This is a genomic window from Vibrio sp. Y2-5 (genome assembly GCF_014596725.1).
GTDB lineage: Bacteria > Pseudomonadota > Gammaproteobacteria > Enterobacterales > Vibrionaceae > Vibrio.
On sequence record NZ_JACVEG010000002.1, the window covers coordinates 65,214 to 82,943 of the forward strand.

Genomic DNA, 17,730 nt, shown 5'->3' on the forward strand with positions numbered 1-17,730 from the left:
AATTCACCCAAAAGAAAGGGCACCTTTAAAAGTGCCCGTGGTTAAATCAAACTCGCCATCAATTTCGATAATTCGCCCATCTCCATATGGGTAGTGCAACTGTGGTAGGTGATTTGTGACAAATCGATATTGCCCTGTAACCATGATCTTACGGTTTGCTCGCTGGTGAATATCTTCAACACAAACAAACTCATCAGAATAAATGTCATAGGTTAGACCAAGTTCTTCGAGAAAATCCTCTGCACTGTTAATAGCCCTTGTTCTGGTAGGCGTAGCACCTAGGAAAGCAGTACCTTCTATCATTTGCTCAGGAACTTCGCTGTACTTTGCAAAGGAGTATCCAAGAATAGTGGGAATTAATTGAGGTAGGTTTGATGTGTATAGATGCTGGCGTTCCCAGTACTCAACAGAGAACAGATAGCCCCGCTTAGTGTTAGCTCGAACTCTCATTTCGGATCCCCAGAAGCGCATAACCATCACTGCGTTTAACTGTGGCATATTGGCCATCAGATTTAACGTAAAAATCGCCATTTTCGTAAACTGGTAGGTAGGTACTTCGGAACCAGAGAGCGACTTTGATTGTGCCAAAGTCAGGAACCACCTCGTCACTGATTACGGCGACCGTAATACTCTCATTATTGATGGCCAGTTCATTGACTATCTGAGGAATGCCTCGAGCGGAAAATGAATCGACTTCTCCCACTTCATACCAATCAAAATCTTCCGTAGTTAGCCCCATCAGAACCAAATTTTCACTCATTTCACTACCTCAACCGTTTTAGGAATATTGGTAGGTGTTTGAGTATTAGAATTATCCCCTAATATCGATTTATCACCTTTTTGCATTTCCAAAGTAAGCACCTGCTCCGTAGAGTCTGCTTTATTGGCTCGTGTCATATTGAGTAACGTACCGCCTATAATCACCATTTCTGGACTAAAAAAGCACACACGCGGCAACGCATCATCTTTAGCAAAAAACCAACTAGCAATCCCCATCATGGCATTAATGAAATCATTACTGCTGCTTTTAAGAGTCACAGTCGCGGTATTCACATTGCCTTTTAATACGGGGACACCACCAGCCATATCGATACTTTTCACCATGCTTTGTTTATACCCTTCGGGGATCATGCCAATCAGCTCACCAACAACAGGGACAGGTATCGGTGTTGTAGAACGTAAATCGTAATATTGGTTAGTTAACGTATCGATACGTTCAAGCTCTGCAGGTTCTAGCTTCGCTTTAGCATTCAGCTCTAACAGTTCTTTTCGTTCCGCTTCGGACAGAGTTTCATCCATGTAAAACAGAAAAATCGGAGGCGCGTTTTCTGTGATCATATATCCTCACTTCATTGCGTTAGGACCGACATCAGCGCGGTTTTTGTTCTTCTCTGCATGCTCTTCAACATACTGAACCAACGCACTATTCATTTCTCGACCATGACGGTCGGTATAATCACTCAACAACTGTATTCCATTTCTCCCTGTAGTCGCTGTTACCGGGTTATGAACGCCCCACACCCACAGTTTGCCCATAAAGTTTTGCCAGTTTTCTAACGAGTTAATCGGTTGACTACCTGCGGCCTTCAAGGCTTTCCATTTATCCCCTGCACCATGGAAATAAGAAACCGCCCCTTTCATGACTTGTTGCTCGATCTGAACGGTTTTGATTTCCGCTTTATCAGCAAGCAGTTTGCCTTTCACTTTCAAATCCAATACTTCCAAATGTGCTTGTATCCTACTAGCCTCTGAAGCATCCGCTTCAACAACGCTTTTCGCTTGCACTTGGGAAATACCATCAATGATTTTTTTCTGGAAAGCATCACCATCACCACGAGCTAAAATAGCAGCGCTATTGGCACCTTGATTTAAGGCCGTATCAAGATCGTTTGTTCTGACTTTCCCTCCGAACATTGTGTCCATAATATTTTGAAAAGAGAGAACCCCTTCATTCGCGATAATTTGTTTAAACGGCTTCATAAAACGCGAAGCTAGCAAGGCATCTTCATCACCAAAGACTTGGTTCATGTATTGAGCCGTCGTTTCCGGTTTCATTTTTGCCATGGTGCCAACAAAATCTAAGAAAGAGTTTTCGATACCATTTTTCTCAGCAGAATCCTTATAGAGTGCCATCTCTGGTCGCTCTAACGCACCGACGAAACCTGACAATATTCCGCGAATATCGGATTGATCTAATCGCGCAGAGATACCAACGGCGCTCAACGCTGCATAGCGCCCTCGGTTAATGCCTAATGCATCAGCGTTATCATTTAAATCAGCCATATCATTCAACCGCTCTCGTGCGACTTGAGCGTATTCTTCTGCACCGTCAAACACTTTGGTCGCGATCTCTTTTGCTGCACTTGCAGCCGCCATCACCGCATTGGACGCCAGATTTGCACCAGTGATCATCAAAAAGCCTTGCAAGTTTTTCAGCTTAGTTTTGACTTTTGTCGCGCCTCTTTCTGCTCCACGTTCAAAGCCTTTGCCAAACCAATACTCAAAATCTTCAGCCGCTTGCCGAGCGCTACGCTGTAACGACAATTCCATTTTCTTGGATTCTTCACGCATTTTCCGCTCATCGATACGCGGAGCGAGGATAAACTCTGAACTAGCCATTGTTAGCCATAGCCTCCTCTTGTTTAATTTGGCGATAAGCTTTGTGTAGGACGAGGGCAATGAGAGAAGTGCCATCAATATCGGGATTTTTCTCGACAAGATCAGCGGCAAACCCATCCCCTACAATTCGGTATTGGGACAGCTCATTGAGTTCTTCTGGATTTAAAAAAAAAGACCTGCATCTTTCTCTTGAGCGCAACGCAGTAGGGTTTCCAACACCATGTCGGCTAAGTCACTAAGGCCATAGTTATCGATGGTAGAGGAATCAATCGCCATTCCATGTTTATTTTGGTGAACAGCTAATAAAGCCATCATGTCGTAATGATCGATGCGTTGGACACTCATCAACTCAATGAGAATATTGCGCCGAATATCATTGTCTACCTCTCGAAAATATTCATTGCATTCATCTGTCGTAATGAAGTTTTTCAATCGCATTGTGCGAGCTTTATACAGATGAAAAACGAAACCGACATAAGCCATATACGCATTCCAAGCACGAGCACCTTTGAACTGAGTGATCATGCGGCCACCGCTTTAAATTCATCTTTGAAATTACGAGGAGCGGTCTGAATAACCAAATTAACGTCTAGCGTCGATTCCGATTCATTGGCAGTACCATTGCGGGGATCCGCTTTAATAATGCTTTGCTTAGTCGTTAATGTACGTCCATTCTTCTTATTGTAAGAAGTGTAATCAAAGCGAGCTTCCGCTAAGAAAATCTTGGTGTACAGTTCCAAATGTTCTTTGCTGACATTTCTCAGTTTGACATTAATCTCTATCGGTTGTGTTAAGCCACTGGAAACCAATTCACCATCACCATAACCATTCGGGTCACAGAACATTTGCACAACCTTAGGATTGTTACGGCCTAATTCCAGTACTGACATATAGCCGTACTCCACACCATCATAGTTAACGGTGGTTTCCATCTCACCAATGTTGAATGAACTGGTTGTCATTATTGTGCCTCCCGTACTGAAATTTGCGCTCGCCAAATAGGATCCGCAACTTTTACTTCTGCTTCACCATCGACGTAATACATATCGGAACTCTTAACGATATTGATGTAGTTGTCTTTATCACTATCGAGATAGAAATAGGGGTAATGTTCATATTTGCTGATAATAGCCATTGCTGCCTCTTCAATGTTCACACGCTGCACAGCAGTATCATTAGGCTCGTTAGTTTGAATGTATGAAGTGATCGCTTCTTGAGTTTCTAGACGGATCAAGCGATTTAAATAGGCTTTGGTAATGGCATGACCCGCATTGCCGAAAAAGCCCAGTGTTGGACCATCTGAGCCATTAAGATAGAACGATATACGTTTGTTAAAGAGATCATCCGCTTCCCCGACAGTGGATACGGTAGAGGCAGGGTTAGCACTGTCCAACACGTAATACTGATTGTTACGCCAGTAAACCTGAGATAGAAAGCGACCAAATTGCTCATAGCATCCCGAATAGCTGCCTTTATCATCATAAAACACCGTATCCGTCTGACTCAGTTCTTCTGCTTTGGATTTGTCACTGGCAGAGTAAGCTTTGATACCCGAAAAGTTTTCAAAGTCGATTTTAATGGCATCATCCAGTGCATAATCTTCAGAGAAACACAGGGTAAAATAATCAGTTGGGTCAAAATCAACAGCGACATCATCTTCTGGGTCGACTTGAGTAGCCAACATCAACAGGTAGACAGTATTTAATCCACCGGCCATGAAAAACGATACATGAGCATTATCGGTGTAAGCTTCAAAGCTACTTGAGTCATACACTGGCACGACTTTAAATTGGGTCGGATCAGTAAATTCACGCACCACCGTTTTACCCAACTGCTTAGTTTCCTTTTTAACGGTTTTCAACACCTGTTTTTTAGCAACTTTGGTTGGGGTACCTCCAAACTTACCATTTACCAAAACAAGACATTTATTGAGAAAGCTATAGTCAACTTTTGATGCGGTTTGCGCTTCCTCGATACTGACCGCATAGTCAAAGACAAGTGTGTTACTCATAATCAATCCACCTAAATTTTTTGATTTTTTCGCGTGTTTTATCGTGTTCAATTTCACACGCAAAATTGAAATCTTTAGACACTGAAAGTACTCCCTGAGAACGCCAATCAGATTCAGCAACAGTATTGATGGCTTCAAGTGTCTTGCTTGGCCCACTACGTTTGATATAGCGGTCAAACTTATAACCGAGCACCCCAAAAACAGGCTTATCTCTACCAACAGCATCGAGTGACAATCGGATAGTTCCAAAGAAACGAATATGGGATTCAGAGAAATATTGCTCCCGCACATTCAGGTATTCGACATAAACCACATTGCTACCTTCATGCATGGCTCCAGCCCAATCCACAGCCTGCATACCAAAGATATTGGTGATCTCACGATGTAATTCCGGTCTAAACATATTTGGCCTTTATTGAGTTGAAGAATGTACCGGTATCAATCATCGGCCAGTCAAAACCCTTACCTCTAAAATGATGCCCACTAGGCGTTGTCCAGCCATCAATCGTTGCTACAGAATTACTACCAAAATCTTTACGCATAATCGGATTTCTTATTAATGCCCGGGCACCACTCTCGATACGGTTAATCATCTGTAACGTTGGGCTGCTCACACCAAAGGTTTTTATTAACGCATTAGTAACCCGAATCACATCCTGATTCATAAAATGGCTCTCAGCTTTAGAAAAAACACCATATCGAGCATCCATGAACTCAGCCAACTTCGACAACTTCAGTGTTGTCTTTCCTTTATTGTCAGTTTTCACGCTAGAAGCTTGCTTCTTCCGAAATGACTTAAGTGGCTTCTCACGATCGGCTTTTCTGGCTGTTATATTTTTATCCAAGATACCGATACGAATATGATGAGAATTGAACGCTTGCACTTCCTTTTCTAAATCCGTGAAGTCCAGATCGATATCGAGCGTAAACATCAGATACCTCCGCCAATAACGAGAATTCGCGCAGGGCGAACTGCGGGTTCCTTATCGGATAGAGAACAATCGGCAGCTTCAGCAAGCTTCTTCAAGCGCACTAAAGTGTATTTCTGATTACTATCAACAGAGACCCGTTCAACTAACACGTTTTGAGTAAACTTGTAGTAGTCACATTCACTCTCAGGGTTAGCATTAATTGCATTGGCAAAATCAATCTCATCCTGAGTCATCGAATCAGAGCCGGACTGACGCAGGATGGTATCGATATGGTTTTGTGCATCTTCTGAAATCATAAAAACTCCTTAAAACAAAGGGAGCGAATCGCTCCCTAACCGTTCTTATTTTTTCTTTGTCTGAGCTTTTGCTTTTAATGCTTTAGACGCCGCTGTTTCTGTTTTCTGGAAACAGTATGCACCTTTCGATTCGAGTTCATTAGCAGCGCTTTCGTAAGTGAAAAGGTTCTTTTGAGTTAAACCATGTGAACCATCTTCTTTGGAGTAGATGCCAGGGATAGAGCCATGGTGGTTATTCACCGATGGGCGGAAAGTTAACGAAATATGAGATTCGGTACCAAGAATAGAAGGTACCTCAACCATTTTGAGGTTTTCATAAGCTCGGGCTACCGCCGCCTTACCTGTCACCACATCACCACCAGAGGATGTGATCGGTTTACGCATAATCGCGGCAATATCTGATGTGTAGCTTAAAGTCATGTTTACATGATCTGCTTCCCCCGTACCAAGCAATGTTGTCTGCTCTTCATAAAGCGCATTAACAACCGCTAGTACAGAGCTGATATCAGATATAACTACGACAGTAGAATCGTATTCCACAGAATTTTTGTTTTGCATCATGCCACTGTTGCCATGCTTACCGTGGAAGTGCTCGTAGTCGTACTGCATCAATAAGCGGTTCAAAATACCTGCGTTGATGTTTACGTCGTTCACGTTCTGCATACTTGATAAACGAAACTCGACATGAGTTGGTTGACGATGGTAAGAAAATTCAATTTCTTTCGCGTGCGCTTGTGCAAGCTCTGTCGTTGCCGGTGTTAATGCTTCAGCAAACTTATCATTCGGAAACTTACCCGAAACATCGTAGTTAATATGAATTACCGTAGATTGCTGTAACTTACCGTCTGAGTAGTTATTGTCATTCGCAGCCAAATTTGCGGTATATGGGACATATGTACGCTTGTTGCTTCCCATAATTTTGGTGTTATAACGGCGCTCCACCTTACTTTTACATACAACATTCGTTGCCATATTTTAATTTCCTTCAGGTATCAAAAAGGGCTAGCCGGTTATCCTGGCATAGCCCTTTTAGTTTCAGTTTTAATGTGGCCACACTCTGTAGAATGTGAATTTTGGTATCAGTTATTTTTTGGCTTTTACTGATTCAGGTGTTGGCGCAGCCGCTCCCGTAGCTGCAACCCAACCCGCATCTTGACGGTTATAAGGACTTCCATCTTCTGGCGCTTCTTCTGTTGCACCAAGTTCAGCGGCCGTCAAAGTCACATCACCTGCTTTACCATTAACACTGGTAACGCCTGTACCTTCAGAACCAGCAGGTGCAGTACCGCCATATGCGGTTACCAAAATGCAGTTTTCCACCGTTTCGCAGTTTTCATCTAAACCAATCACACCCACTTCATCGATTTTTCCCATGATGATGGTGGAAGCATCAGTACCAATAGCCACCACTTCACCTGTAGCGTTATCAACCGCGAAACCATTGCCAGCACTCAACGTTTCACCTTCTTTTGTACGTAAACAAATACCTTTACCTTGTTCAATAATACCGGTCACTTTGCGAATGCTGCATAAGTCATGTACAGCGAACCCAGCAAATGCCTCACCATTAAATAGGGCAACTTTGGGCTGTTCACCACTAACCGCAACCGACGAAACCGCAACACCAGCAACGAGTATTCCCTCATACACACAAGGCAGTACAACATCACTATTACCCGCATAACGAGTGGAACCTAACGGAATTTCACGAGCCATTACACTCTCCTTCTTTTGTTTATTGATTTACGTTTTATGCAGGTTCTACGTTATTGGCCTGCTGGCCGATTTCAAAAATCGAACCGTACTCTTCAATCGCCTTTTCTTCTTTACCAGTAGGTGCAGGACTCCCCATCTCAGAGAGTTTGTTCTTATTGAAAATAGCGCGTTCGATTAACGGCCAAGCCTGCTTGCGATCGATTTCATGAGACTTAACGCCCTCTTTGATGATCTTATCTTTCACCGTATTGCGGTCACGCTCTTCCAATAGGTCGAGCATTTCAGAATTCTTGAAAAAAGCCCGAACGGTGGCAGCAGCGAGACCTTGAGAACGTTCACTAGGCGTTTTCGCCCATTTATCTACGTCCTCTTTGATTTCTGACACGTTGAACCAACTCGGGAACATGTCATCGTTCGCTTGGACAAACTTGTCAAACGTCAGTCCAAACTCAATGGCTTCTGTTAAATCCGCTTCTGAGTCAACTTGTTGGTTATTCTGCTCAAACCGTTTCTGTAAACGGGAAAGGATATCGTCTTCATCAATCTCCTTTTTCTTACCGTTGAGCAAATCAGCAAGCTGATCTTCTAAGGTTTTCTCCTGCGTTTTCCCCGTAGCTTTCTGCAAAAGCTCCATCAATTTTGATGAGTCGAACTCCTCTTTCTTCGGAGCCTGCCCAGCCGTTACAAGCTGCAATAACTGAGAGTTGAGACCATTCTGTTGAAACTGCTGTGGTTGATTCCCTGATAGCAGAGCAAGCAATTGAGGACTCAATGTGTTTTGAGCTTGCCCTGTAGCCCCACTTAACGCCGACACTAACAATTGCGATAAATCAGGCTGCTGGTTGCCACCAAGTAGTTCTAACATCGGGTTTTGTTGTTGAGACTGTCCACCAGCCAATAATTGCAATAACGCGAGTAAGGTAGGATTCATGCCTATTTCCCTCTATTAATTTTTTTGATGATTTGCTGTGCATGTTTTTGCCCAGCGATGATTTTCATTCCGCACTGACAGTTGTACTCAACCCCAAGCCCTAATCTTTCAGCTTGTTTTATGGTCATACGTTGTCCGTAATGCAGTGCGTGTGTAGCGCGCTCCTCTTCTGCAGAAGAAGGTTGCCATTCGATGGTGATTTCTGCGGCGTTCTCAGAATTCGCAAGGTTTTGAACAATCTCGCTACTGAGTGTGCCGGTGATGGTGTTTTGGATATTTGCCGTGAAATTGATATTGGCTCTGTTGCTTGATTTCTCTAAGCGTTGAATGGTCTTGTAGGCGTTCGATTTCGCCCCAGTTAGAATTGCGTATTTATTGATGAGCTTTAATTGCTCTCGTCGCATCCCTCCTTGTTCGTTGTATATGCGTTCAAAGTTAATCCCAAACCAATCGAGCAGGTTTTCAGCCATCTTGTAAGGGAACAAATACATGTCACCCCCTTACGATTTTCGAACAATCCCCAACTCAGCGATTGGTAAAACTGTTTCAACAATCTTTCTCTTTTCGCTTTCATCAAAAATTGAAGACATTTCGAGTGAATTAAGAAAATCAGCGAGTTCGGGCAGTTGCTCGATATCAGGTTTAAGTTGAAAGTCACAACCAAACACCGATTCAAAAATACCTCGTAGGATTTCATTAAAGTCACGCACAGAAGCTTGTCGGTTAATCTTACGGTCACCGTCTCCCGTTGAATTAAGTGAACCAGCCATCTGACCATTTATAAACGACATGGGTCGACCTGTAGCGTTACAGATAAGCGAGTAGGCATATTCCAACTGCTCTTTGGTTGGCTTCATATCAACCTTAGGCATCTCTATTGATGATTGAGCATCGATGTACGCCCCTCGACTTTCCTTCAACGCGATGTTTACCTGCTTTACCTGAGTCTCAATGGCAAGCAGTACTTCACGGTCAGAAATAAGCTCATTCAATTTGTCGATTTTGAACACTAAGGCGCCACCGATGCGAATTAACTTAGCCGCGCCGGCAATCGCATCGAATACCATAGAAAAATAGGCTTCGAGCAATTCAGTTCGCTGGAACTCTTCAAAGTTCAATGTCACCAAATCCAACTTATTTTCATTTTCTGTCGATAGTGAATGGGTCCTCTCTTCAAAGAAAAACGCATTCTTGCGCTTTTCAAATGGACGCTTACGCAATACAACCTTTGACTCGTCCGCCATCGAATCAATGATGTAGTACATCAGGCCACGAAGTAGTTCTGGTGAATGGGTGTCGTATATTGTTTTGGCAAAATCTGAGAGCCCTATTTCATCGGGTACCGCAACACTATCTAATGTGATGTACATGATCCGCGAGTAAAGCTCCCGTATCGCGATTTCCACATAACGTTCTCGTGCTAATGAAAACGGGTCAAACTCAGTGATCAGCGGCAGCGTTCTTGGGTCTTTAGCTCTTAGGTATTTGTAATAAGCTTCAAAATCCTGTTTTTTATCTGGTGACGAGGAAGAGTCACCGGCTTTGTCTTTCGGCTCGTCATACAGGCCCATATCAACGTCTACCCCTTATTTTCATTTTATCGGAAACAATACCGGCTCGAATCGCTGCATTGGTTAATGAGTCGGGAGCATCGTCATATTCCGATTCTTTATTGAATTTCAATGTGTGGCTTAACCATGTTTGGCAGCACCAAGTACTCACAAACCTTAATCGCATTAGGTTTAAATAAGCACCAACCCGAAATATGCGATCGTGTTTATCGCCTAATGTAGTTCTGGGAATTGCATCCACTCCGTGAACGGCGAAATAGTCCTGTGGTGCCGAGCCTACCCCGTTGTCCTCATAGTAGAATTCCATCCAAGAATGCTTGTTTAGCTCATCGACGATTTCTTCAACCACATGGTTCCACGCTTGATGCCAGCAACGTCCCCAAGCAAACACATACCCTCTAACCTGAGTCACAAAAGAAAGGGAGGTGAAATCACCTCCCTTATAGGACACATCAAGAAATGCTGTACATGGAGGAGACTCATCACCATCGTCCGCCTGAACGACAGGTGTTTCCATAAACGGATAACCCGATATTTTAGGTGAAGGTTTACCTAGCCATACGTGGTCGTAATACACCTCACCCATTTCCGCTTTTGCCTGAGCAAGTAATTGCGGATCTTGATAGCGAGCTGGTAAGTCGAAAATGTTGATATGCTCAATTCGAGCGTTTTCACCAAAAGTGCGCACTTTGGTGATAATCGGGTCTTCAGCAAAGTTAGGATTCATTGCAAAGAAGAATCGCGCTTCGGTCACGTCTACATCGTCTTCGCCAAAGGCAAGCCTCAGCAGTCGCTCATATTCCGCAGTAAAGGAAACCTGCCCTGAACGGTTAACCGTTGGAAATAGCACGTTAAGCGAATCTTCAGAGGCATCTTGAGCCTCATCCATAAACACCATGCGTACTTTGTGCTTACCTTTGATTTTGTTGACCTGACTAAAAGCAGTTTTGCCCCCTGTCGCTCGTAACCCAGTAAAAGCAAATTCAACATTAGTCAGTTTGTTTATCACCTTGTTATTGGTGATTTTAAAATATGCTTCGAGTCCCGCCTGTTTAACCAAATCGACAACGACCGAATACACCGAATCTTCAATTGAGTTCTGGATTTCACGCAATATTAAAAATAGTGAGTCGCGGTATTTCTCATCAAATGACTGCTCCAGCATGTAACAGATGATCGCGAAGGTTTTCCCCGAACCTCGACCACCTTTTAAAACGATGTACTTAGCGGCTGCATCTCCAAACAGTTTTCTGTAAAGCGGAGGAACACTGAATTTTTCTTTTGTCACTAACAGCATTTTTTTAGCGAAAGCTCGAATCATTCGCTGAATGTGTCTTGCTTCCTTAACACTGTGTCGTTTCTTTATATCGCTAACAAACTCGTCAATATCATCGATACGACTAATGAGCTGAAGAACGTCATTCGGTGTCGAGGTCATCGTCAGTAACCTCCTTGAATGCTCGTAACGTATCGCCGAGGTCTTTGGCAATATATTCTATAGAGAGATCATCAAAGTCTTCCGACAATTCTGGTAGTTTGTAGTTATCTCGATATTTGTCTGGAGCTAAGGCTTTAAGTCGAAACTGTAATAGCAAATCGGAATACCGGCGAATTTGAACAATCTTGTTTTTGCCATCTGGTCCCTTTAATGATTTGTAGTCAGGGACACCTTTTAGTGCGCGTCTATCAGCTTCCTTTTCTAATCGCTCAACAATATCTAACTTGGCATCTTCTAAACGTTGAGCAAACGTTGGGTCTTGTGCTGCATAGTCATAAATAGAACGACGAGAATATCCCGCATTTTTTGCAGCCTCGCCAATCGTTGAGTCATTTTCTAACGCTTCAAAAAATTGTTTATCTCGTGCCCTTGTTCTCTTACATGCTCTGGACACTCTAAATTCTCCAAAATGGATGTTTTAGTTAAAACGAAATTCGCACTTCAACTTCCTGTACCTGAGCAAAATGTGCGAAATGAAAATAAAAAAAATCGCCACAATCCCTCTGTTAAAAGAGACTGAAAAGCGATTTTCTCTATTTTCGATTATTTCCAATATTGCTTGTTTTGTTCTTTCATTAACGGTTTGAGTTACTACCCTTCAAACAAATAGCCGCAAAAATCACCTATCTGAAACCACTTTTGAAACGAATTCAGCAATTCTTGTTTTATTGGTCGTTGTACCCCTGAAAGCGACAATTCCTTTTTGAGAATTTCTGCAGCATCACAACCAGCGGCCAGTTTGTTATGTAGGCTCATCCGGTTAATCACGGTGCCCGCATAACCTATTGATGATTCCACTTTGTCCATGATGAGAACGCAGCCACCTTTGTTGACGTTTTTCATTAATTCAATAATGAGTGTTTCTCTATAGCTGGGTTTAACAAACATTAAGCTCAGGAACAGGACGCAAACGTCAAAACGTGGAATTTTGAAATTTTCGATATCTTCTACAGTTAACTCCCCAACACCGATAAACTGTTTTTTCATTTCGACGGAATTATCGATATTGATGACCTGTGCTTTTCTTAACTCAAGAACTTCTCTAGCACTGTAAGTCATGTTGCCAATCGCACACCCCAAATCCACTAGTACCCCATCTTGTGGTAAGTAGTTACGAATGAAGTGTACGGTCATGCTGGTTGCGATGTTATACCAAGGAAGCTGCTCTCTTACGTGGTTATCAAAGCTCTTAGCTATCTGCTCATCTTTGAAAGTCCATTCATCAGGGATAATCATAGTGATACCCCCAAACGATGACGGTAAGCTTCTAGAGCTTCATCCACCAGCTCCATACGAGAGCCATCCGGATACGGAAGATTAAACTCAAACTCAATCGCCGCTTTTAAATCTCGCAAAATATGAACGCGATTAGGTTTAGCGCATATAGCTCGAACGTTGTTGAGTTTGTTGTCGACTTTCACGATATCGAAATAGCGCTTAAATAAGGCGTAGAACTCACTCGGTGAATGGTATTTCTGCACTTTGGGCTTTTCTTTGAAATCACCAATCGTAATACCGCTTTCGTAATCCAGTTTGAAGGTGGCGTATTTGGACTCTCTCTGACCTAATCCATCAGCACCTTCAACAAATCGATAGCTGGTACAATCAACCGAAACCGCGCAAGCGTATAACCTTGTTTTCTCACTACACAGCGCAGCACATAAACAAGCGATGTGTTGTCGGTCTCGTTCAAAGGGCACACTATTGAGCACCGAACTAATGAATATCGAGGTATAGCTTTTTCTTGATTTGATATCGTGAATAAACGCTTTGGCTATCTCAATACTCTCTTGGATATTGATAGTGTCATTCTCACCCAAACGAAATGGCTCAAATGGGCTGACTGATACACCGACAGAACGAAGTAAATTGGTTTCTGTTAAATGCCCAGCTCCGAAATCAACCACAGAAGTACCGTGTTGCAATTTCCACTTTTTGCTGTTTTTCGGTTCGAGGATATCGAATTCTTTAGAACGTGCATTCGGCGCAACCGCAAAAACAAAACCTTGCCCTAATTCAGAGCGCTGACGACGAGCACGACGAAACGAGTTGTAGCGAAGCAATTCTTCGTACCGGCTATGAATATCAAAATCCATACTCAGCAGGTTCAACATGGCATCGCTGAGTTTGGCCTCTGCTTCATTGATATAAACCACATCGATGTGCTCAAAGCCTTTCTCAGCAAAATACTGTAATCGACCTATTCCGTTAACCACTCGCTTATCCGGTGTGCACACTAAAGGCATATCGATTCCTTTACCGTGAAGTAAACGAGCCATGTTTCTGGAATAGTTAATCCAGTGGCCACGATTAATCTTCACCAACTCAGATACAGATTCTTTGGTTGTGTGCATGCAGCGATATAACGCTTTACCACTTTTATCATTGATACCCTGACTGAGCTGAACCAAATCCACTCTCGATAACGCATCGGTAATGTTATCCGGTGTATCTTCCGGCCTTAAATCGTTGGTACCACGGTTAAACGCAATGTTGATGGCTTTCCTGTCGGCTAAGTCCATAGGACCCGTATAGACAACGGGGATCTTATCGATCCCCATTATTTTTGATACATGATGTCTTTGGTGTCCCGAAAGAATTTCACCATTTTGAGAGCAAAACAGTGGAAGCACGAAACCAAGTTTACGAATCGATAATTCTAGAATCTCAAGCCTACGTGGATCGGCTTTACGTGGGTTATACGTTGATGGCTCAATGTCATCGATGTTTACAAGTCTAAGCATAGCCCTAGCCTCTTTGTAATTTCATCAATCACATCTGATTTTTCAAATCCCACTTCACCGCGAATGTCATCGTGCCATTGCAAGTAAATCTCTCGAGGGATTTTTACCGAGTATTCCCCTATCTGCAATTTGGTACCTGATTTTTCAACATCACCATCTGGATCACCAACGTGACCATCCGATAATGAGCCAGGGGCAAAATCATCCAAACTGAGATAATCGATACCAACCAACTCTAAATCGAAACCTTCCACCTCTAACGCATCAATTTCTGATTTTAGAAGTTCGTCATCCCACACTGAGCCATATGGCAGTGCGTTATCAGCAATGACATAGGCACGTTTCTGTGTTTTGGTTAATCCTTTGAGCACAATACACGGCACCATTTCGATATTAAGAAGCTTTGCTGCTTCCCAACGCCCATGACCAGCAACAATCTCATTTTCTTCATCAATCAAGATTGGATTGGTAAATCCCCATTCTGTAATTGATTTAGATAATTCTTCGATGTTTTTGGCACTGTGGATATTGGGATTATTCTCGTTTTCGACTAACTCGTTAATTGGTTTGAGAATATATTCGTGCGCTTTTTCCGATTTTTTACTTTTTCCGATTATCGTCATGGTTTGATTCCTAGTGAGTACCTAGAATTTCCACCGCATCTCTGCAGAGGCGCAGTGGGCTTTGATCTATCCCATGACCTTGTGTGTGGGACGGTGGCTGTTAGATGCTACAACATCTTTCAGTCGCCCACTTTTCATAGACTTAAGCAAAAGCACACAAAAATAATTATTTGTACGCTTTTTCAGATTTTCTGATTTGTTCGGTTTTTGTCTTAGTTTGACAGCTGATGACTAACTAGAATTTCCAGTGCTTCTCTTACTAAACGAGAGCAGTGGGCTGAAAGCTACCCCATTACGGGCGTATGGGACGGTGGCTGTTAGGCGCTCCACATCTATCAGTCGCCCACTTTCTACAGATTTAAACCAAAACACAAAAATCAAATTTGCGCTTTCGTTTACACCTTAGACAAAACCCACCGAACGATGGGTTTCTCTTACTTCTTAATATTGCAAACATTCAGCACCACACCTTTGGAATCTTTATCATCACAAGAGGTAGTGCCATTTCGACTATTTTGCTCAATATGGTAATTAGTGCAGCCAACAAAAGTGATAGCCACCAGCACTAAGATATAAATTGATTTTTTCATTCTTTTGATTGGTTATCCCCTTTACAAATACTCACAGCCTTAAGCCCTGTTTCATTGATGCTAACGGTATTCTCGCATTCACTGCCATTAGCCCCATTTTCAACGTAAGCCACCGATGTGCAGCCACTAAAGAGCACAACACAAATAAGCAATAACGCTTTCATCTTAGCCCCCAGTAAAATTCATCTTCGATTTGCTTCCATGTGTTACGGCCAACTACACCGTCAGGCTCCAACTCGTTTTTGTCTTGAAATGCAATAACGGCATCTCGAGTTTTCAAGCCAAAGATGCCGTCAGGTTGTTGGTTTAAATTGAGTTGCAGCTCTCGAACATCAGCACCGCGAGAGCTTTGGGAAAGTGTTGCCCGATTGATAAAGCCGCCAAAGGCGAGTTTAACTGCTCGTTCAAACTCTTTAGCGTAGCCAGCGATCACTTCAGCTTTATCTCGACCATTAATGATTTGTCTCGCGCCCACATAATCTGGATCTTCCTGATCTAAATAATCCGAATACTGTTTTCCAGTAAACAAACCGCTTTTCATACCGATGATCGCAGCCTGTGCAGAATAAGCGGGAATGAGTAAGCGATCGGGGTAAGTGACTAAATCGATACCTCTACATAGTGTTCCCAAGTTGAAAAGCTGAGAACTCAAACGTTCATAGTTTCGTTTCCATGTAACCTGAACATCACCACGACCGTAATACGTTTGTCCTGTAGCTTCATCTGGGATGCCGTAATCGTATCCCTCTCCTTTGCCTATCTCGCTAACAGGTTGCATGTTGTAACCTGTTTCGTGGTACACCGTCGCCAGTGTATAGGCTAGATAGCTAACAGGGATTCGCTCCCCCATAGATTTCAGCAGTAACCATACTGCCATATAACGAGAAACGCCCCTTTGTTGAGAGGCGCGTATGCAACCATCAAACAAAGAGGCGTTAACTCGAGTAGCTAAGGCTACTTGAGACACTTCAATATTCATTTTGTGGACCATTTAATTTAGGTAATATTCAGAAAAGAGATGTATATAGGAGGAAATGCCGAAAATCAGGCACAAAAAAGCCGCTCTATATAAGAACGGCTAGCGTGGGGAATAGTGGACTAAAAGTGTCCGATGGTCAATAGCCTTGTGATTTAGGTGGTTACTTTGGAGGTACAGTGTCACTAATCAATTCGTCAGACAATTGTGAGAGCAAATCTGGCTCAACCAACTTTTCTCGTCTCATTAACATCAATTGCAATAGAGCACTATTACGAGAATGGCTATCGAATATTGACGCTATTTGTTTCTCAGCCAATTTAGTTAACTGAGCAATCGTATGAAGCCGTTCACTTGAGCTAATGATATCACCAGACAAAATATCACTGATGCTTATTAACTGTTTCTCGCTGTATTTTTCAATAGCAACTTGTTTTATCTTACAGAATACTTTCCAGTCTGATTCATTCATAGCGTTGATGCCAGTAATTTACTCTTAAGACTAATTATAGAAACTTAAACACAAAGCCCAACCTTGAACTGAGAATGCCATTCACTGAGAATTAGTCTTACACTGTTTGTTAGCATTTCGGAGCTTCGATGTACTCCATCCCTCCCCAAGTAACTACATCAGCTTTAAGTCCATTTTGAGTAGCTATATTGGTTTGATAATCTCTCTCTGATATTGAGCCTGAAAACATTGCTTGTACTAAATATAATGAATGGATTACGCCCGAAGCCAAATAATTTATTACTTTCTCTTCCCCTGGATTGACTATAATAAAACTAGTTACTTGGTCAACTCCCTGATGGACAGCGGTGATCTCACCCTTAACTGATTTTTCATCCATATTTCCGTCACCAACTGGAGCTAAAACAACTTGAGAGCGTTTGAGATCAATACATTCTGGATTAACACCTATGTTCTTAAGAGACACTTTTATAACAACCAGATTGTCGTAAGCTGATAAATACTTTGTTTGCATTGAGACTTCAATGATCCCATGAACATTCGTTTCATGCTGAAGCTTCATTAATTCAGCTTTTGCCTTTTCAATACTGCGTATAGAAAAAAACTGGAATAACGCCCATCCGCCGCCGATCACAATTGCGATAACTAAAGCAAAAGACTGAAGAGCTGCTGCTAAATTTTTTACATCTAAAATTGTCATAATACCTCTGAATGCTAAACCCGCTTAAGTGATGCGTAACGCAATACGATG

At 42.5% G+C, this 17,730-nt stretch carries 24 protein-coding genes; all 24 read right to left on the reverse strand.

Features of this window, described 5'->3' with window-relative positions; all coding sequences use genetic code 11:
• Positions 1–3: 3 nt before the first annotated feature.
• The 24 genes from HUO09_RS05425 to HUO09_RS05540 all read right to left on the reverse strand — a co-directional run bounded on the left by HUO09_RS05425 (position 4) and on the right by HUO09_RS05540 (position 17,679).
• A complete protein-coding gene (locus HUO09_RS05425; RefSeq protein ID WP_188233257.1) occupies positions 4–450 on the reverse strand; it encodes a hypothetical protein in 447 nt (148 codons plus the stop codon).
• A complete protein-coding gene (locus HUO09_RS05430; protein ID WP_188233258.1) occupies positions 434–760 on the reverse strand; it encodes a hypothetical protein in 327 nt (108 codons plus the stop codon). Before HUO09_RS05430 ends, HUO09_RS05425 begins: the two co-directional genes overlap by 17 nt.
• Positions 757–1,338 carry a hypothetical protein gene (locus tag HUO09_RS05435; protein WP_167410617.1) on the reverse strand — a complete coding sequence of 194 codons (582 nt, stop codon included), beginning with the start codon at positions 1,336–1,338 and terminating at the stop codon, positions 757–759. The genes HUO09_RS05430 and HUO09_RS05435 overlap by 4 nt, the downstream gene beginning before the upstream one ends.
• Positions 1,339–1,344: 6 nt before the next feature.
• On the reverse strand, positions 1,345–2,619 hold the full coding sequence (locus HUO09_RS05440; RefSeq protein WP_188233259.1) for a hypothetical protein: 1,275 nt from the start codon (positions 2,617–2,619) through the stop codon (positions 1,345–1,347).
• A 162-nt stretch (positions 2,620–2,781) separates the two neighbouring features.
• Positions 2,782–3,144, reverse strand: coding sequence for a hypothetical protein (locus tag HUO09_RS05445; RefSeq protein WP_188233260.1), 363 nt, complete (start codon positions 3,142–3,144; stop codon positions 2,782–2,784).
• On the reverse strand, positions 3,141–3,581 hold the full coding sequence (locus HUO09_RS05450) for a hypothetical protein (RefSeq protein WP_188233261.1): 441 nt from the start codon (positions 3,579–3,581) through the stop codon (positions 3,141–3,143). The genes HUO09_RS05445 and HUO09_RS05450 overlap by 4 nt, the downstream gene beginning before the upstream one ends.
• Entirely contained in the window at positions 3,581–4,630 is a 1,050-nt protein-coding gene (locus HUO09_RS05455) for a hypothetical protein (RefSeq protein WP_188233262.1), read from the reverse strand. The genes HUO09_RS05450 and HUO09_RS05455 overlap by 1 nt, the downstream gene beginning before the upstream one ends.
• On the reverse strand, positions 4,623–5,033 hold the full coding sequence (locus HUO09_RS05460; protein ID WP_167410622.1) for a hypothetical protein: 411 nt from the start codon (positions 5,031–5,033) through the stop codon (positions 4,623–4,625). Before HUO09_RS05460 ends, HUO09_RS05455 begins: the two co-directional genes overlap by 8 nt.
• Entirely contained in the window at positions 5,026–5,562 is a 537-nt protein-coding gene (locus HUO09_RS05465; RefSeq protein ID WP_188233263.1) for a hypothetical protein, read from the reverse strand. Before HUO09_RS05465 ends, HUO09_RS05460 begins: the two co-directional genes overlap by 8 nt.
• On the reverse strand, positions 5,562–5,858 hold the full coding sequence (locus HUO09_RS05470) for a hypothetical protein (protein ID WP_188233264.1): 297 nt from the start codon (positions 5,856–5,858) through the stop codon (positions 5,562–5,564). The genes HUO09_RS05465 and HUO09_RS05470 overlap by 1 nt, the downstream gene beginning before the upstream one ends.
• Before the next feature lie 45 nt (positions 5,859–5,903).
• On the reverse strand, positions 5,904–6,830 hold the full coding sequence (locus tag HUO09_RS05475) for a hypothetical protein (protein WP_188233265.1): 927 nt from the start codon (positions 6,828–6,830) through the stop codon (positions 5,904–5,906).
• A 111-nt stretch (positions 6,831–6,941) separates the two neighbouring features.
• Positions 6,942–7,574 carry a hypothetical protein gene (locus tag HUO09_RS05480; protein ID WP_188233266.1) on the reverse strand — a complete coding sequence of 211 codons (633 nt, stop codon included), beginning with the start codon at positions 7,572–7,574 and terminating at the stop codon, positions 6,942–6,944.
• Between the two features lie 34 nt (positions 7,575–7,608).
• Positions 7,609–8,505, reverse strand: a complete 897-nt coding sequence (locus tag HUO09_RS05485) for a hypothetical protein (protein WP_188233267.1) — start codon at positions 8,503–8,505, stop codon at positions 7,609–7,611.
• Positions 8,506–8,507: 2 nt separating this feature from the next.
• Complete coding sequence (locus tag HUO09_RS05490; protein WP_188233268.1) at positions 8,508–8,996, reverse strand: hypothetical protein; 489 nt, start codon at positions 8,994–8,996, stop codon at positions 8,508–8,510.
• 9 nt (positions 8,997–9,005) lie between these two features.
• Positions 9,006–10,076, reverse strand: a complete 1,071-nt coding sequence (locus HUO09_RS05495; protein ID WP_167410629.1) for a DUF1073 domain-containing protein — start codon at positions 10,074–10,076, stop codon at positions 9,006–9,008.
• Between the two features lies 1 nt (position 10,077).
• A complete protein-coding gene (locus HUO09_RS05500) occupies positions 10,078–11,514 on the reverse strand; it encodes a phage terminase large subunit (protein WP_188233269.1) in 1,437 nt (478 codons plus the stop codon).
• Complete coding sequence (locus tag HUO09_RS05505) at positions 11,495–11,968, reverse strand: hypothetical protein (RefSeq protein WP_188233270.1); 474 nt, start codon at positions 11,966–11,968, stop codon at positions 11,495–11,497. Before HUO09_RS05505 ends, HUO09_RS05500 begins: the two co-directional genes overlap by 20 nt.
• A 197-nt stretch (positions 11,969–12,165) precedes the next feature.
• A complete protein-coding gene (locus HUO09_RS05510) occupies positions 12,166–12,810 on the reverse strand; it encodes a methyltransferase domain-containing protein (RefSeq protein WP_167410632.1) in 645 nt (214 codons plus the stop codon).
• The gene (locus HUO09_RS05515; RefSeq protein WP_188233271.1) at positions 12,807–14,318 is read right to left on the reverse strand and encodes a ParB N-terminal domain-containing protein; all 1,512 of its coding nucleotides are present in this window, start codon (positions 14,316–14,318) and stop codon (positions 12,807–12,809) included. Before HUO09_RS05515 ends, HUO09_RS05510 begins: the two co-directional genes overlap by 4 nt.
• Positions 14,303–14,941, reverse strand: a complete 639-nt coding sequence (locus HUO09_RS05520; RefSeq protein WP_188233272.1) for a ParB/Srx family N-terminal domain-containing protein — start codon at positions 14,939–14,941, stop codon at positions 14,303–14,305. Before HUO09_RS05520 ends, HUO09_RS05515 begins: the two co-directional genes overlap by 16 nt.
• Positions 14,942–15,527: 586 nt before the next feature.
• The gene (locus HUO09_RS05525) at positions 15,528–15,695 is read right to left on the reverse strand and encodes a hypothetical protein (protein WP_188233273.1); all 168 of its coding nucleotides are present in this window, start codon (positions 15,693–15,695) and stop codon (positions 15,528–15,530) included.
• A complete protein-coding gene (locus tag HUO09_RS05530) occupies positions 15,692–16,510 on the reverse strand; it encodes a peptidoglycan-binding protein (protein WP_188233274.1) in 819 nt (272 codons plus the stop codon). The genes HUO09_RS05525 and HUO09_RS05530 overlap by 4 nt, the downstream gene beginning before the upstream one ends.
• Before the next feature lie 160 nt (positions 16,511–16,670).
• Positions 16,671–16,979, reverse strand: coding sequence for a hypothetical protein (locus tag HUO09_RS05535; protein ID WP_188233275.1), 309 nt, complete (start codon positions 16,977–16,979; stop codon positions 16,671–16,673).
• Between the two features lie 109 nt (positions 16,980–17,088).
• Positions 17,089–17,679: a hypothetical protein gene (locus HUO09_RS05540; RefSeq protein ID WP_188233276.1), complete on the reverse strand. Its 591-nt coding sequence runs from the start codon at positions 17,677–17,679 to the stop codon at positions 17,089–17,091.
• Positions 17,680–17,730 lie beyond the last annotated feature (51 nt).

What these genes read in the sequence shown, in the direction of transcription:
- HUO09_RS05425 (WP_188233257.1), bottom strand. Translation starts at nt 450, where the DNA reads ATGAGAGTTCGAGCTAACACTAAGCGGGGCTATCTGTTCTCTGTTGAG.
- HUO09_RS05440 (WP_188233259.1), bottom strand. Translation starts at nt 2,619, where the DNA reads ATGGCTAGTTCAGAGTTTATCCTCGCTCCGCGTATCGATGAGCGGAAA.
- HUO09_RS05445 (WP_188233260.1), bottom strand. Translation starts at nt 3,144, where the DNA reads ATGATCACTCAGTTCAAAGGTGCTCGTGCTTGGAATGCGTATATGGCT.
- HUO09_RS05535 (WP_188233275.1), bottom strand. Translation starts at nt 16,979, where the DNA reads ATGAATGAATCAGACTGGAAAGTATTCTGTAAGATAAAACAAGTTGCT.
- HUO09_RS05480 (WP_188233266.1), bottom strand. Translation starts at nt 7,574, where the DNA reads ATGGCTCGTGAAATTCCGTTAGGTTCCACTCGTTATGCGGGTAATAGT.
- HUO09_RS05470 (WP_188233264.1), bottom strand. Translation starts at nt 5,858, where the DNA reads ATGATTTCAGAAGATGCACAAAACCATATCGATACCATCCTGCGTCAG.
- HUO09_RS05530 (WP_188233274.1), bottom strand. Translation starts at nt 16,510, where the DNA reads ATGAATATTGAAGTGTCTCAAGTAGCCTTAGCTACTCGAGTTAACGCC.
- HUO09_RS05490 (WP_188233268.1), bottom strand. Translation starts at nt 8,996, where the DNA reads ATGTATTTGTTCCCTTACAAGATGGCTGAAAACCTGCTCGATTGGTTT.
- HUO09_RS05515 (WP_188233271.1), bottom strand. Translation starts at nt 14,318, where the DNA reads ATGCTTAGACTTGTAAACATCGATGACATTGAGCCATCAACGTATAAC.
- HUO09_RS05475 (WP_188233265.1), bottom strand. Translation starts at nt 6,830, where the DNA reads ATGGCAACGAATGTTGTATGTAAAAGTAAGGTGGAGCGCCGTTATAAC.
- HUO09_RS05510 (WP_167410632.1), bottom strand. Translation starts at nt 12,810, where the DNA reads ATGATTATCCCTGATGAATGGACTTTCAAAGATGAGCAGATAGCTAAG.
- HUO09_RS05450 (WP_188233261.1), bottom strand. Translation starts at nt 3,581, where the DNA reads ATGACAACCAGTTCATTCAACATTGGTGAGATGGAAACCACCGTTAAC.
- HUO09_RS05525 (WP_188233273.1), bottom strand. Translation starts at nt 15,695, where the DNA reads ATGAAAGCGTTATTGCTTATTTGTGTTGTGCTCTTTAGTGGCTGCACA.
- HUO09_RS05520 (WP_188233272.1), bottom strand. Translation starts at nt 14,941, where the DNA reads ATGACGATAATCGGAAAAAGTAAAAAATCGGAAAAAGCGCACGAATAT.
- HUO09_RS05465 (WP_188233263.1), bottom strand. Translation starts at nt 5,562, where the DNA reads ATGTTTACGCTCGATATCGATCTGGACTTCACGGATTTAGAAAAGGAA.
- HUO09_RS05455 (WP_188233262.1), bottom strand. Translation starts at nt 4,630, where the DNA reads ATGAGTAACACACTTGTCTTTGACTATGCGGTCAGTATCGAGGAAGCG.
- HUO09_RS05495 (WP_167410629.1), bottom strand. Translation starts at nt 10,076, where the DNA reads ATGGGCCTGTATGACGAGCCGAAAGACAAAGCCGGTGACTCTTCCTCG.
- HUO09_RS05430 (WP_188233258.1), bottom strand. Translation starts at nt 760, where the DNA reads ATGAGTGAAAATTTGGTTCTGATGGGGCTAACTACGGAAGATTTTGAT.
- HUO09_RS05435 (WP_167410617.1), bottom strand. Translation starts at nt 1,338, where the DNA reads ATGATCACAGAAAACGCGCCTCCGATTTTTCTGTTTTACATGGATGAA.
- HUO09_RS05540 (WP_188233276.1), bottom strand. Translation starts at nt 17,679, where the DNA reads ATGACAATTTTAGATGTAAAAAATTTAGCAGCAGCTCTTCAGTCTTTT.
- HUO09_RS05500 (WP_188233269.1), bottom strand. Translation starts at nt 11,514, where the DNA reads ATGACCTCGACACCGAATGACGTTCTTCAGCTCATTAGTCGTATCGAT.
- HUO09_RS05460 (WP_167410622.1), bottom strand. Translation starts at nt 5,033, where the DNA reads ATGTTTAGACCGGAATTACATCGTGAGATCACCAATATCTTTGGTATG.
- HUO09_RS05485 (WP_188233267.1), bottom strand. Translation starts at nt 8,505, where the DNA reads ATGAATCCTACCTTACTCGCGTTATTGCAATTATTGGCTGGTGGACAG.